This is a genomic window from Epilithonimonas mollis (genome assembly GCF_900142325.1).
Lineage (GTDB): Bacteria > Bacteroidota > Bacteroidia > Flavobacteriales > Weeksellaceae > Epilithonimonas > Epilithonimonas mollis.
On the sequence record NZ_FRAM01000001.1, the window covers coordinates 176,508 to 190,655 of the forward strand.

At 36.4% G+C, this 14,148-nt stretch carries 11 protein-coding genes; 5 read left to right on the forward strand and 6 right to left on the reverse strand.

Annotated elements, in window-relative coordinates; all coding sequences use genetic code 11:
- Nucleotides 1-59 precede the first annotated feature (59 nt).
- Nucleotides 60-1,358: an aminopeptidase P family protein gene (locus tag BUA97_RS00800; RefSeq protein WP_072995889.1), complete on the reverse strand. Its 1,299-nt coding sequence runs from the start codon at nucleotides 1,356-1,358 to the stop codon at nucleotides 60-62.
- A gap of 521 nt (nucleotides 1,359-1,879) precedes the next feature.
- Between BUA97_RS00800 and BUA97_RS00805 the strand changes: the two genes are divergently transcribed.
- Nucleotides 1,880-3,475: an AraC family transcriptional regulator gene (locus BUA97_RS00805; protein ID WP_084081228.1), complete on the forward strand. Its 1,596-nt coding sequence runs from the start codon at nucleotides 1,880-1,882 to the stop codon at nucleotides 3,473-3,475.
- Between the two features lie 439 nt (nucleotides 3,476-3,914).
- Nucleotides 3,915-4,358, forward strand: coding sequence for a hypothetical protein (locus BUA97_RS00810; RefSeq protein ID WP_072995891.1), 444 nt, complete (start codon nucleotides 3,915-3,917; stop codon nucleotides 4,356-4,358).
- Between the two features lie 19 nt (nucleotides 4,359-4,377).
- On the opposite strand, the gene BUA97_RS00815 is transcribed toward BUA97_RS00810, so the two are convergent.
- Complete coding sequence (locus tag BUA97_RS00815) at nucleotides 4,378-4,671, reverse strand: helix-turn-helix domain-containing protein (RefSeq protein ID WP_072995893.1); 294 nt, start codon at nucleotides 4,669-4,671, stop codon at nucleotides 4,378-4,380.
- Nucleotides 4,672-4,847: 176 nt separating this feature from the next.
- On the opposite strand from BUA97_RS00815, the gene ccoN reads away from it, so the two are divergent.
- From ccoN to BUA97_RS00830, 3 genes are all read left to right on the forward strand, one after another.
- Nucleotides 4,848-7,127 (forward strand): cytochrome-c oxidase, cbb3-type subunit I, encoded by a 2,280-nt coding sequence (gene ccoN, locus BUA97_RS00820; RefSeq protein WP_072995895.1) that lies wholly within the window; start codon nucleotides 4,848-4,850, stop codon nucleotides 7,125-7,127.
- A 21-nt stretch (nucleotides 7,128-7,148) separates the two neighbouring features.
- Entirely contained in the window at nucleotides 7,149-8,024 is an 876-nt protein-coding gene (locus BUA97_RS00825) for a cytochrome c (RefSeq protein ID WP_072995897.1), read from the forward strand.
- An 84-nt stretch (nucleotides 8,025-8,108) separates the two neighbouring features.
- Nucleotides 8,109-9,878, forward strand: a complete 1,770-nt coding sequence (locus BUA97_RS00830; RefSeq protein WP_072995899.1) for a hypothetical protein — start codon at nucleotides 8,109-8,111, stop codon at nucleotides 9,876-9,878.
- 12 nt (nucleotides 9,879-9,890) lie between these two features.
- Here BUA97_RS00830 and BUA97_RS00835 read toward each other — a convergent pair whose 3' ends face one another.
- The 4 genes from BUA97_RS00835 to BUA97_RS00850 form a co-directional block, all read right to left on the reverse strand.
- The gene (locus BUA97_RS00835) at nucleotides 9,891-10,697 is read right to left on the reverse strand and encodes a Cof-type HAD-IIB family hydrolase (protein WP_072995901.1); all 807 of its coding nucleotides are present in this window, start codon (nucleotides 10,695-10,697) and stop codon (nucleotides 9,891-9,893) included.
- 63 nt (nucleotides 10,698-10,760) lie between these two features.
- Entirely contained in the window at nucleotides 10,761-11,819 is a 1,059-nt protein-coding gene (locus BUA97_RS00840; RefSeq protein ID WP_072997165.1) for a UDP-glucose--hexose-1-phosphate uridylyltransferase, read from the reverse strand.
- Nucleotides 11,803-12,990 carry a galactokinase gene (galK, locus tag BUA97_RS00845; protein WP_072995903.1) on the reverse strand — a complete coding sequence of 396 codons (1,188 nt, stop codon included), beginning with the start codon at nucleotides 12,988-12,990 and terminating at the stop codon, nucleotides 11,803-11,805. The genes BUA97_RS00840 and galK overlap by 17 nt, the downstream gene beginning before the upstream one ends.
- 51 nt (nucleotides 12,991-13,041) lie before the next feature.
- Entirely contained in the window at nucleotides 13,042-14,052 is a 1,011-nt protein-coding gene (locus BUA97_RS00850) for a Gfo/Idh/MocA family protein (protein ID WP_072995905.1), read from the reverse strand.
- Nucleotides 14,053-14,148 lie beyond the last annotated feature (96 nt).

Sequence of the window (14,148 nt, forward strand, 5' to 3'; positions counted from 1 at the left end):
CCAAACATCAATTGATATTTGGGATTTTTATAATAATTATTAAAATAACATAATTTTTTTTAATAATTCATCACATCTTCAATTTCTTCCACAGTAATCGGAATGTTTGACATCATATTGAAAGGTTTCCCAGAAGCCTGAATCACATAGTCATCTTCAATCCTCACACCCAATCCTTCTGCCGGGATATAAAAACCGGGCTCATTGGTAAAAACCATGTTCTCTACAAAATCATCGGTCAGGATTCCATAATCGTGCGTATCCAATCCCATATGGTGGGAAGTTCCGTGCATCATATATTTTTTATAAGCCGGCCATTTCGGATCTTCATTCTGGACATCAGCTTTATCAATCAAGCCCAGTTGTAAAAGTTCCGCTGTGTAAACCTCGCCCATTTCCTTGTGGAATCTGTACCAGTTATTCCCTGCAACCAAACGGTCTTCCGCTTCCATCTTACATCTTAAAACAGCATTGTAGATTTCCTTTTGTCTTGCAGAATATCTTCCGTTTACAGGAATAGTTCTTGTTAAATCACTCGAATAATTTGCATACTCAGCACCAACATCCAGAAGAATCACATCACCGTCTTTGCATTGCTGATTATTGGCGATATAATGAAGGACATTGGCATTATTCCCGCTTGCAATGATTGGAGTATAAGCAAATCCTTTGCTTCTGTTCTTTATAAATTCGTGGATAAGTTCTGCTTCGATTTCGTATTCCCAAACGTTTGTTTTGATGAAGCTCAGCAATCTTCTGATTCCTTTTTCCGTGATATTACAAGCATTTTGAATCAAAGCTAACTCCTCAGGTTCTTTGATACTTCTCAGACGCTGGAGAATCGGATTGCTTCTTTTATAATTATGCATTGGAAAATCTGCCTGTACTTTTCTGATGAACCGGTCTTCTCTCAGCTCGGTTTCCACAGCGTTTCTGTAATGCTCGTTCCTATTAAGGTATACATTTTCTGCTTCATACATCAACGATTTGAAAACTTTTTCAAAATCGCTTAGCCAATAAACCGTTTTGATTCCCGATACTTCATAAGCCTGATCTTTGGACAGTTTTTCGCCTTCCCAGACTGCAATATGCTCATTGGTTTCTCTCAGGAACAAAATTTCCCTGTTTTCCTCCAGATATGCATCCGGAAAAATCACCAAAATGCTTTCTTCCTGATCCACGCCACTGAGATAAAAAATATCACGATGTTGCTGAAAAGGCATTGTAGAGTCTGCACTGATAGGATAGATATCATTAGAATTAAAAACTGCAAGAGATTTCGGAAGTAATTTTTCCGCGAACTTTTTTCTGTTTTTAATAAAAAGAGAGCCCGGAATTTGTTCGTATTTTGTTGTCATTTAAAATAGATGTTGGATTAAACCTTAGATGTCGGATTGAAAAAAATGATGACATCCAAAGTGTCCCCAAATTTACAAAACCTGTAAAGATTAAATGGAATTAAATCCTAAAATTTCACAAAGAAAATATTAAATAATTTTGGTACGAAATTTACTCAACTTTTCTAAAGATAAGGAATGATCATGACTTGAAGCGTAAAGCATGTTGCAAAAACTTTTAAATAATTATCTGATTTAATCTAAAGTTTTTGATTTTTCAAATAATAATTACCTTATATTTAAACGATGGTTTAATTTTTATATTTAACTGTTTATCTAGTATTTACAAAAATTAGTAAAAAACGCTAGTTTATCACTAATATCAATGAAATACAAAAATGAAAGATACTGCAATATAGTCTGAATTGAGGCAATAGGAATGAGCCATTTTCATTATTAAATTGATTCATACCTATGAAAACGAGTGTATATATGGTATCTAAACTTTATTATGTTAAATTTGAATACTGAATAGCCTATTTATGTCGAAGAACTCATATCACAGAAGAAAAATTTATTTTAAGTTTATTTTTTTATTAACAGCTTTTCTTGTTACTAATCTTACTGCTCAGGATCAAAAAGCCTATAACGATATCTATACTAAAACCTATCTTGATATTTCACAAAAGGATTTTCCCAGAGCTCTGAAAATAGCAGACTCGCTTTACAGCATTTCTGAAACGCCACGTTTCAAGGCAAAAAGCCTGATGCTTTCCGCTTCCCTTTTACAACAGTCTGGAGACATCAAAAAAGCGGTGGGTTTTGCTGTCAAAGCCGGAGAAATTTTAAAAAACACAGACGAGTTTGTCTGGAAAGCCAAAGTATCAGGGTTTCTTGCATCGCAATACCGGCATCTGAAACTTTTTGACCAGTCAAAAAAGTATATTGATGAAACTACGGAAACCATTAAAAAAATCGATGATCAGCGGTTGGTAAACCAGACAATGGGCTTTGTGATGCAAGAGAAGGCTTACTATGAAATGGAGCATAAAAACTACCAACAATCTATAAAAATGGTTAATGACGCCATAAAATATTTTGAGCTCAGTGGACAGAGCAACCCTTTTATTACTGCTAGTAACGAGCAACTTTTAGGTCTGGGGTATTTTAATCTTGGTAATTACAAAAAGTCTCTGGACTATTATGAAAAATCTCTGGAAAAACTCGAAAAGATGCCGGACAACTTCCTGAAAGCCTTAGTCTTGAATGGAATGGCTAATATATATTTGGCAAAAAAAGATCCCGTATCAGCAAAACCTTTAATCGATAAAGCGCAAATACTGGCAGAAGAATCCCCTTTTCTCAGCCTGAAAAATGAAATCTATCAAAGTTCCCAGCAATATTATTCTTTGACAAAAGATATTGAAAAACTCGAAGAGAGCAAAAAAAAACAGGAAGCTGTTGCGGAGAAAATCACGAATAATTCATCTGCATTTATAAACGACTCTTATACAGACCTCAAAAAAAGTAATGAGAACATCGCAAAGACTTCGGAGCATAAAAACACAACTATTATTATTGCTTTTCTTATAATGCTTTGCGGAGCTATTTATTTTGTTATTTACAGAAAACGCCAACAAAGGAAATTTGATAAGATCCAGCGGATTATTGAAGAAATGGAGCCGTCACCCTCTGTTGAAAATTATAAAGAAGACAATGAAGAACAGCACAGTACTGATATTCCATTAGTAGCGCAGATTGATACACAACCTATGATGACTCCTGAAACTGAGAAAAAAATCTTGTTGAAACTGGAAAAATTTGAACAGTCGGAATTATTTAACAGAAATAATGTTTCATTATCTTATGTTGCATCATATTGTAATACTAATACAAAATATCTTTCCTATATAGTGAATCATTACAAAAAAAAAGATTTTAAAAATTACATCAATGAACTTCGGGTGAAGAATGTGATCTATAAACTCAAAAATGATAGTCAATATCAAAAATATAAGATATCTACCCTAGCCGAGGAAACCGGTTTTTCTTCTCAGAGTAAATTTGCCGCAGCATTTCGAAAAGTTACGGGAATTTCACCTTCAGAATTTCTTGAACACCTCAAATCACAACCGTAAATCACTGAAAATAAGACAAATAAATTTTACACAGAGTTAAATCTTTCATTTTTATAAATTAATGATTTAATATTAAAATGATTGATTAAAAGTAATAGTCATCATTCATTTTCCTGATTATGGACGTTCTTTTACTTGCCAGACAAATTTAAGAGCCTGTATTTTGCAGCAGATTTTTTCAACTCCTGAAAAACAGGATACAAATGATGAAAGATCTAAATTGCTTTTCCCGATACTTATCGGGAAGAGTATTTTTAAGGCATAAACGAGTTTTTTCGGGGTGAAAGGCAATCTATACTTTCTTATATATTCTAATCTCCTTCATAGAAAATCCAAGCATGTCCGATTTGGGGATAATTCTCATCCGACTTAAAATGTATGTAGCTTTAGTCAATAATAAAAATCTTAACAGAAGTTTTTTCTGACATTTTTTATATAAATGAAAATCAGCAATCAAAAGAACATTGAGAAATTAGGAGTAATATTATTGTTTCTGGCAGTAATTGACTTACTGATCATAGCCTCGATTTGGCTGATATTTCAAAAGTATGACTGGTTTATTATTGTTTTCCTTGTAGCATTTGTTATTTTACTAATCAAGATATGCAATCTTCATTTTGTGGAATTCGAGAATTCAGGGCTTGTTGTATCTATCAGGAAAAGACATCTCCTCAAAGTAAATGATTTTGTTTTTCCGATCTTGGAATTTCCGCTGGAATTACTGAAGGATTCCAATGTAAAATCAGATATTCTCTATCTAAGCATTATCAATAACGAATCAGAATCTAATAAAACCAATCTCTTTAAAGTTAATCTTTCGGGCTTTAAAAAAGATATGAAAACACTTATAGTGTCTTCATTGCAAGGCGATCAAAGTAATTAGATTTTTCTGGACTTTATTCTCATAAAAGATCTTCCGGCACAGAAATATCATTCTTTTTCATGAACTCAACCAGATCATTATATTTTCTTTCATAATGACCTCCTCCACATTGATCAGAAATACTGCAAATTTCCGAAGGCTTAATATTCAATATTGCAGATATTTTAGTTAAAATCTCAAGATTGATCCTGACCTTGGAATTCTCGATATCCGAATACGATTTTTGAGAAATTCCCATTTCAAAAGCCATATATTCTTGAGTATAGTCGTTGTTTCTTCTTATTTTCCTGATGTTTTCACCGCAAAATTTCATCGTCTGTATTTTAGTAGTTTTTAGTATAATTTAGAAGTAAATCTATTAGTAAGACACAAAGCTACAAAATACCTTTGTGAAAATATAAAAACTGGGCTATGATATTTATTCTATAAAAATCCAGCATTGAAAAGGCTTTTTATGAATAATATTATTCTTGACCTCAAAACGTAAATATGGAGACACAAAAATTTCATTATGACAATAGTATTGTCAGAGCATTTCTCTATGCTACAGTTACATTTGGAATTATCGGTTTTATTTTAGGACTTACAGCAGCACTGATGCTATTTTATCCGGAATTGCCCGAATTCTTATTCGGGACGGATGATACAACTATCCAGAGTTTAAGAAGCGGCAATATTCAGGGATTGATTAATTCGCAGGGGGCTTTGGGATTCGGAAGGATCAGGATGCTTCATACGAGTGCTGTTATCTTTGCCTTTGTATGCAACTCTTTTTTCTGTGGTTCCTATTACAGCATGCAGAGACTGCTAAAAACCCGGATGTTCAGTGATACATTATCATGGATTCATTTTTGGACATGGCAGCTGATGATCATTGCTGTGGTTATTACTTTTTTAATGGGAATAAATACCTCGAAAGAATACGCCGAACACGAGTGGCCTATTGATATCTTGATAACAATATCATGGGTGATTTTCGGAATTAATATGTTCGGAACGATTATAAAAAGAAGAGTAAGACATCTTTATGTTGCGATTTGGTTTTATATTGGAACCTGGATTGCAGTTGCAATGCTTCACATTTTCAATAACCTGGAAGTTCCTTTATCTTTCACAAGCTGGAAATCATATTCTGCTTATGCAGGTGTAAAAGATGCCCTGGTACAATGGTGGTACGGACATAATGCAGTTGCCTTTGTATTAACTACGCCGGTTTTGGGATTGATGTATTATTTCCTTCCCAAAGCTGCTAACCGACCTGTATTTTCTTATAAACTATCAATAATTCACTTCTGGTCACTGATTTTTGTTTATCTATGGGCAGGCCCTCATCATTTACAGTATACAGCTTTGCCAGCTTGGGCACAGGCTGTAGGTACAGGTTTTTCGGTGATGCTGATTGCGCCATCGTGGGGCGGGATGCTGAATGGCCTTTTAACATTGAGAGGTGCATGGGATAAGGTAAGAGAAAACCCTATACTCAAATTCTTTGTAGTCGCTGTCACCTGTTATGGTATGGCTACGTTTGAGGGACCTCTTCTGGCAACCAAATCTTTAAATAAGATAGGACATTATACAGATTGGGTAATCGGACACGTTCACTTAGGTGCACTTGGATGGAACGGATTCATGGCTTTTGGTGTAGTATATTATCTGGTTCCTGTTATGTGGAGGACAGAACTCTGGTCCAAAAAAATGGCAAACTGGCACTTCTGGCTGGGTACTCTGGGAATTATTTTCTACGCAGTGCCATTATACATCTCCGGATTTACGCAGGGATTGATGTGGAAACAGTTTAATCCGGACGGAACATTGGTCTATAAAAACTGGCTGGATACAGTTACAGCGATATTGCCATATTTCAAAATGAGATTTTTAGGTGGCATACTTTATCTCGGCGGGGCGATTCTTATGATAGTTAATGTTTATAAGACAATCCGAGCCGGTTCGTTTCAAAAGAATGTTCCTGCGGAAGCACCAGCTTTGGCAAACGTCAACGGAGCAAGAAAACAGGGCGAAGGCTTCCACCTCTGGCTGGAGAGAACACCGCTTTTATTATCCATTTTAGCATTCGTAGCCATAGCAATCGGCGGAATAGTTGAAATTATACCAACGCTTACCATGAGCAGTAATGTTCCACAGATATCGGCCGTAAAACCATATTCGCCACTCGAGCTGGAAGGCAGAGATCTTTACATTCGGGAAGGTTGTAACTCCTGTCACTCACAGATGATCAGACCCTTCCGGGATGAAGTGATGAGATTCGATGGAAAAAACGGACAGTATTCGAAAGCTGGAGAATTCGTTTATGACAGGCCATTCCTTTGGGGCTCCAAAAGAACTGGTCCCGATCTTCAGCGAGAGGGTCAAAGAAACCCGGACTCATGGCATTTCAAGCATATGTATAATCCAAGGATTACTTCTGCCGGATCTATCATGCCTCGTTTTCCTTGGCTCATAACCAATAAGCTGGATCGTTCCCAGATGACAGATAAGCTAAAATTAATGAAGAACAGCTTCGATATTCCTTATACAAAAGCAGAAATTGATTCTGCAGACCAATGGGCTGACAACCAGTCAAAAGCCATCGTAAAAAGGATATTCTCCGAATCTGCAGATTTGAAAGTCCAGATAGAAAAAGAAAGAATGGCAAAAGGATCAGAATTCATTCCACTCGAAAAAAGAGAAATCATCGCAATGATCGCTTATTTGCAAAGACTGGGAACTGATATCAAAACTGCTGATATCAAAACTGCAAGTATCAAATAATAACCCTGAAATTTTAATATAATGAAAACTAGAACTCCGATTTCAGTTGGCATTGCTGTCACAATTTGCATCAACTTTTTGATATTTGAATTATCTGACAGCAAAGGTTACATGACTACTTCATCTTTCTGGGGACTTCTTGTAATTCTTATTTTCCTTTTCTTAATTGCTAATTCTATCGGAGATCTGGTTGAAAATGCAAATTTCAAACTCTTGTCTGATGAGGAAAAGCAGCAGTATTTAAAAGAAAAAGCAATGCCTTATTATCAGAAGATATGGAATTCATTTACTAAAAAACAGTCCAAGGTCGATGAAAATAAGATCCTTATCGATCACGGTTTCGATGGCATCACGGAGCTTGACAATGCATTGCCAAAATGGTGGACAGGATTATTTTATGTAACCATTATTTATTGTGTCGTCTACCTTGTAGCTTTTTCCTTTACTGATTATGCCCATCCCGACGTAGAATACCTGGATGAAGCCAAAACGCAGCTGGCCTCTATTAAAGAGTATGAAAAAACAGCACCTTCTGTCAATATGGAAAATGCCGTTTACAGTGCCGATAATATTGCAGAAGGTGAACAGATTTTCAAGACCAACTGTATCTCCTGCCATTCGGATGGTGGAAAGGGCGGTATCGGTCCGAATCTTACTGATAACAAATGGATCAACATCAAACAGAAAAGTCTTTTCAAAAATGTTTTCTGGATGCTGGAAAACGGATCGCCAAATAATCCTGCAATGCGCGCTTTTATAAAAGAAGGTATCATCACAGGAAGAGATGCTGAAAAAGTTGCGGCCTATATCTATCACATCAATCAGGAAAAAACACCAATTACTGAAGCACAGGGCGGTGCTGCTCCGCAAGGAGATGAGGCGCACTGGCAGGAATAATATATCCATTACATACAACATTGCTAATTTTTGGATCCGGCGGTTTGTTATACAGATCGTTGGTTCCAATTTTATTTATAAATAATGATTAAAAAACCTTTACACAGCTTTCACATTCCTGTAATGGGACTTGCCTACACTATAGATTCGCCGATACGTGTAGCACAATTTGGAATATCATCCGTGATTTCAATAATTGATGATGAGATCACGGAAAAAATGCGAAACTTCTACAGTCAGAAATTTAATCTGGATTATTCGGCTATTACAATAAAAGCGGAAGATTATCGCTCAAAAAGAATTACAGCCTACCTGAACATGGTGGATCATATAGTGGAAGAAAAATTCCGGGCTTTCAAAGACGATCTGATTCATAAAAAAGAAGTTTTGAAAGATTTTGTCGATATGCTTCCCAACACTTCAGGCATTAAAAAAAATCTGCAGACTTTCCTGAATCAGAAAAACATATATTCTACTCTGAAAAATTTCGTGGACACTCATCTGTCGCCAGGCAGTATCGATGTCAACATCATGACAAAAGTAGATAAGGACAATTTTAAGAAAAATGAACAGCTGCCCTTGATCTACAATGATGCACATGCATCTTTGAGGGGATTTGCAAAGAGTAAACTGTCTGCATCCATGGTTCTTTCTGCAGGGATGAATCCAAGATTATACAGTTACATAGAACAGTTTGAAGATTTTTACCCGGACACGAATAATCAAATCAGAAAAAAAATCATCCTGAAAGTCAGCGATTTTCGTTCCGCAATGATACAGGGAAACTTTTTGGCAAAAAAAGGCCTGTGGGTTTCAGAATACAGAATCGAATCAGGGCTGAACTGTGGCGGACATGCGTTTGCAACGGATGGTTTGCTTTTAGGACCGATTCTGGAAGAATTCAAACAACGAAAAGATGAATTGACAGAAACAGCACATTCCCTGATGATCAATGCATTACAAACCAAATCAAGACATTTTCCGTCTACACCGCTTGAAACCAAAATAACAGTCCAGGGCGGCGTCGGGACAGCTGATGAGCACCAATTTCTTCTGTCCAATTATAGTGTAGACAGTGTTGGCTGGGGATCGCCATTCTTACTCGTTCCGGAAGCGACATCTGTCGATCACGAAACCAGAAAACTTCTTGCCAATGCTAAAGAAGATGACTTTTATCTCAGCAACCTGTCTCCATTGGGCGTACTCTTCAATACTGTAAAAGGAACTACAAATGATTATGTAAGACAATCAAAAGCAATCAAAAACAAATACGGCAGTTCTTGTCCGAAAAAACTTTTGGCGCTCAGCAAAGAATATTCGCCGGAAGGAATCTGTACAGCGTCGAGAAAATACCAGACTCTGAAACTGGAAGAATTAGAAAAACAGAAATCAGAGATGAATTCTGAACAGATTGCTAACAGGAAAAAGAAGATCACAGAAAAAGCTTGTCTTTGTGTTGGTCTTGTGAATGCCGCTTATATAGAAAATGATATTGAAATGAAAGGTGAAAATCAAGGTGTGGTAGTTTGTCCAGGTCCTAATCTGGCCTACTTTGATAAAGAAATTTCCTTATCGAAAATGATACAGCATATCTATGGGAACACCAATGTTCTTCGAGATTCTTACCGCCCGAATATGTTTATCAACGAATTGAAAATGTATGTTGACTTTCTGAAAAAAGGAATGCAGGAATCTTTTTCTGAAAACGAAAAAAAGTGGAATACATTCAGAAAAAATCTTTTGGAAGGTATCGATTATTATCAGAATCTATTTAAAAATACGTCTTTTTTCCAAAAAGAAATTAAAGATATTGAACAGGAGCTTCAAAAATATAAACTCTTACTGGTGCAATAAAACCGGATTAAATTATCGGATGACAGGATTAAGATATTCTTCAATTACTTCCAAAACACCAAATTCATCATTATTAGCGGCTAGAAAATTAGCCGCTTTTTTTACGGACGGATGGGCATTTTCCATCGCGTATGAGAATTTGGAATTTTTAAGCATTTCGATATCATTCATATAATCGCCGAAAGCCATTGTTTGTGAAGGAAGGATATTCAGCTTTTTTTGAATAATTTCCAGAGCTTTTCCTTTATTGATATTCCTGTTCATAACATCAACCCAATATTTTCCGGAAACGACAACCTCAAGATTCTCATCTTCAAAATGTTTAAGATAGGGATAGATATTTTTTTCCGAACCTTCCGGATGGTAAACAGCAATCTTAAAAGCGTCATCATCAACTTCCAAAGTCAGGTCATCAACTTTCTGATTTTCTGTGTAATATCTGGTGAAATAATTGACAAATGTTTCATCGTCACTTTCATAATAAGCTTTTTTCTTGGCAGAAAGCACTGCTCTTGCCCCGGGAATTCTCCGAATTGTTTTAATAATATCGATAACAAACTGATGCTCTAATTTGTCTGCAAACAATTCCTCATTTTTATAAACCACATAACCACCGTTTTCCGCAATAAAACCGATCTCGCTTTCAATTTCCGTAAAATATTGGGTAATTCCGGGCATTTGTCTTCCGCTTGCAGGCACAAAAAGTATATTTCTTTTTTTTAATTCTTCGTAGATGGCTGGAAAATCCGGACTCATTTCATATTCAGAATTAAGAAAAGTCCCATCCATATCAGTGACAATCAGTTTAATGTCGTTCATAAATTTAATTTTATAAAAAAATCGGGAGATTTCTTTATTGTTAAATGTTTTGCAAAGATAAAACTATCTTTTTATTTGTTTTTTATAATGAATATTTGAAAGATTTTTCAAGATTTCCGCACTTTGTTCCGGTGTTATATCACGTTGCGGTTCAGCGAGCATTTCGTATCCAACCATAAATTTTTTCACTTCTGCGCTTCGCAGTAATGGTGGATAAAAATGCATATGAAAATGCCATTCAGTATGAGAATTGCCGTCTGTTGGCGATTGATGAATTCCTGCTGAATATGGGAAAGACATTTCGAAAAGATTGTCATATTTTGTAGTTAAATCTTTAAGAATTGAGGCTAAAGAAAGTTTTTCCCGATCATAAAAATCAAGAACATTTTCAATTTTTCTTTTGCTGACAATCATTGTTTCATAAGGCCAAACTGCCCAGAACGGAACTATTGCAATGAAATCTTCATTTTCTAAAATGATTCTCTCATCTGCTTCAAGTTCTTTTTTGACGTAATCTTCCAGAAGCGAATTTCCGCTTTTATCAAAATATCTTTTCAGATTATCCTGAGTTTTCAAAACAATAGACGGAATTGATGACTGCGCCCAGATTTGTCCGTGAGGATGCGGATTGCTGCAACCCATTATCTGACCTTTGTTTTCAAAAATCTGCACATGATTGATGTAATCCAGATTACCCAGTTCCCTGTATTGATTTTGCCAAACGTCAACCACTTTTTTGATGTCATCCACTTCCATTTCAGGCAAAGTCAAACTGTGATTTTCAGAAAAACAGATGACGCGGTTGATGCCTCTTTCCGGTTGTAATGAAAAAAAACCGGAAGTTTCTTCAGCAAATTCCACTTCATCTTTCATCAGGGAACCGAAGTCATTTTCAAACACAAAAACACCTTTATAATCCGGATTTTTATCACCGTTAACACGCGTATTTCCTGAACACAGATAGCAGTTTTCATCGTGAGCAGGAAGCCTCTCTTCTGCCCTTTTCTCGGTTTGTCCCTGCCAAGGCCGGTTGGCGCGTTGCGGAGACACCAAAATCCACTCGTCCAAAAGCGGATTGTATCTTCTGTGCGGATGTTTTTTTTGATCAAATGACGAATTCATTTTCTTTGTATTCATTAATTCCATCCGATATTTTTACTCGGTAAACTTTCATTTCGATGTTGAAAGCCGTTTTATATTTCGCAGTGATATTTTCGATGACAACATCCACATTTTCATCTTTAATCAGATTGATACTGCATCCGCCAAAACCTCCGCCCATAATTCTTGCGCCTAAAACGCCGGTTTCTTTTAAAGTTTCTTCGACCATAAAATCGAGTTCATCACAGCTCACTTCAAATTCAGTAGAAAGTCCTGAATGTGTTTCATTTAAAAGTTCCCCCAAATATTCCGCATCGCCTTCTGACAAAGCTTTTGCTGCTTTTTCAACACGTTTGATTTCTTTGAGAAGATAAAGGCATCTTTTATAGGAAGTTTCGCCCATTTCCGCTCTTGCCTCGTCTAGCATTTCAAAACTAAAATCCCTAAATTTCTGGACTTCAGGAAACTTTTGCCACAATATTTTCTTGCCGTTGTCGACATCATTTCGTCGGTCGTTGTAGCCAGAAGTTAGGTGCGTATGTTTCACACAACTATCGAACAGAACCAAACTGTAACCTTCAATATTGGCTTCAAAATACTGATGCTCCAGAGAGTTACAATCGAGCATTATCACCTGATTTTCTTTTCCAAAAACCGAAGAAAACTGGTCCATAATGCCACATTTGACACCGACAAAAGTATGTTCGGATTTTTGTCCGATCAACGCCAATTCTTTTTTAGATAAATTTAAATCAAAAAGTTCATTGAGAATATAAGCAAAACCACATTCCAAAGCAGCCGAAGATGACAAACCTGAACCCATCGGAATTGTACTGCTGAAAGCAATTTCCAAGCCCCCGATTTCTTTTCCGAATTCCTGAATCGCATTGAAAACGCCAAGCAAATAATTCACCCAGGTCTGCGAAACCGGTGTTTGGTTTTCAGTCACATTAAAACTGAAAGAATCATTGAAATCTTTGGCGAAAAAAGTACATATTTCAGAATCATGTAACTTTTTCACTGCAAAACAAATATGTTTGTCGATGGCGGCAGGAAGTACAAATCCGTCGCTGTAATCTACGTGTTCACCAATGATATTGATTCTCCCCGGAGCGAGAAAAATCCGTTCCGGCTCCGATTCAAAAGCCGACCGAAAAGCCTCTTTTGTGTAATTGATTAAATTCTCCTGCATAAAAATCTGCAAATTATATTCTGTATGGAAAGTTTAAAATATTGACTAAAGTTACGCTTTTCTGTTCAGGTGACTATCCTGCTCAGTCGGAAAAACAATTCCTGCAAGAGTTCTGATTTGGTCTAAAGTCCGCATCAGCAAAATACTGTCGGAGTGTGGAACAACCGAACTTTCAGTCAATCCATTCAGAAGACAGTTTGTTGCGTGACGGGCTTCATACTGATAACCGAGACCTTCTTCTTTTTCTGTTTCGATAACTCGCTTTTCTCCATCAACATAATATTCTAAAATCGAAGTTGAAGCGTAAAAAGGTGTTGTTAGTTTTAATCTTCCAAGCGTTCCGGAAATTTCAAATTCTGTTCCTAAATTGGCTGAAATTGAAGAAAACAGACTTGCCATTGCGCCGTTATTATATTTAAAAATAACGGCACATTGCTCGTCAATTCTTTTTTCTGTTGAATTAACGCTGACATTAATATCATCCGGTTTTCCTAAAATGTCCAGCGTTGTAAATATGTTGTAAATCCCAATATCCATCAGTGAACCGCCACCTAATTCAGGATTTAACAAACGGGAATTTGGTTCTGCATTAGCCTGAAAACCAAAATTCGCCAAAACCACTTTGATGTCACCCAGACTTCCTCTTTTAACGATTTCTATTATTTTCTGATAATGCGGAAGAAATTTCGTCCACAACGCATCCATCAAAAATAGATTTTTATTTCGCGCTAAATCTATCATTTCCAAAGCCTGATTTTCATTCAATGCAAATGGTTTTTCGCAGAGAACGGCTTTCGCATTATTCAGGCAAAGTAAAGTGTTCGGATGATGGAGATTGTTGGGCGTCGCAATATAAACGATGTCAATTTCGTTAGATTTTGCGAGTTCTTCATAGCTTCCAAAACTTATTGGAATACCAAATTCATAAGCAAAAGCTTTGGCACTTTCAACAGAACGCGAACCGACCGCTACTAGTTCAGCATTTTCGACAAATCTTAGATCTGATGCAAACTTATGCGCAATTGTTCCTGTTCCCAGAATTCCCCAGCGTATTTTTTTCATATTGATTTTCAGTTAGCTTAAAGACGAAGTAATTTAACCACAAAGAATACAAAGGGATTCACGAAGAGCACGAAACTTGTGTCCTTTGTGAAAAAC

Bases quoted from the DNA above. Each gene is read 5' to 3' on its own strand.
- BUA97_RS00840 (WP_072997165.1), bottom strand. From the start codon at position 11,819: ATGAATTCGTCATTTGATCAAAAAAAACATCCGCACAGAAGATACAAT.
- galK (WP_072995903.1), bottom strand. From the start codon at position 12,990: ATGCAGGAGAATTTAATCAATTACACAAAAGAGGCTTTTCGGTCGGCT.
- BUA97_RS00800 (WP_072995889.1), bottom strand. From the start codon at position 1,358: ATGACAACAAAATACGAACAAATTCCGGGCTCTCTTTTTATTAAAAAC.
- BUA97_RS00850 (WP_072995905.1), bottom strand. From the start codon at position 14,052: ATGAAAAAAATACGCTGGGGAATTCTGGGAACAGGAACAATTGCGCAT.
- BUA97_RS00835 (WP_072995901.1), bottom strand. From the start codon at position 10,697: ATGAACGACATTAAACTGATTGTCACTGATATGGATGGGACTTTTCTT.
- BUA97_RS00825 (WP_072995897.1), top strand. From the start codon at position 7,149: ATGAAAACTAGAACTCCGATTTCAGTTGGCATTGCTGTCACAATTTGC.
- ccoN (WP_072995895.1), top strand. From the start codon at position 4,848: ATGGAGACACAAAAATTTCATTATGACAATAGTATTGTCAGAGCATTT.
- BUA97_RS00805 (WP_084081228.1), top strand. From the start codon at position 1,880: ATGTCGAAGAACTCATATCACAGAAGAAAAATTTATTTTAAGTTTATT.
- BUA97_RS00815 (WP_072995893.1), bottom strand. From the start codon at position 4,671: ATGAAATTTTGCGGTGAAAACATCAGGAAAATAAGAAGAAACAACGAC.
- BUA97_RS00810 (WP_072995891.1), top strand. From the start codon at position 3,915: ATGAAAATCAGCAATCAAAAGAACATTGAGAAATTAGGAGTAATATTA.
- BUA97_RS00830 (WP_072995899.1), top strand. From the start codon at position 8,109: ATGATTAAAAAACCTTTACACAGCTTTCACATTCCTGTAATGGGACTT.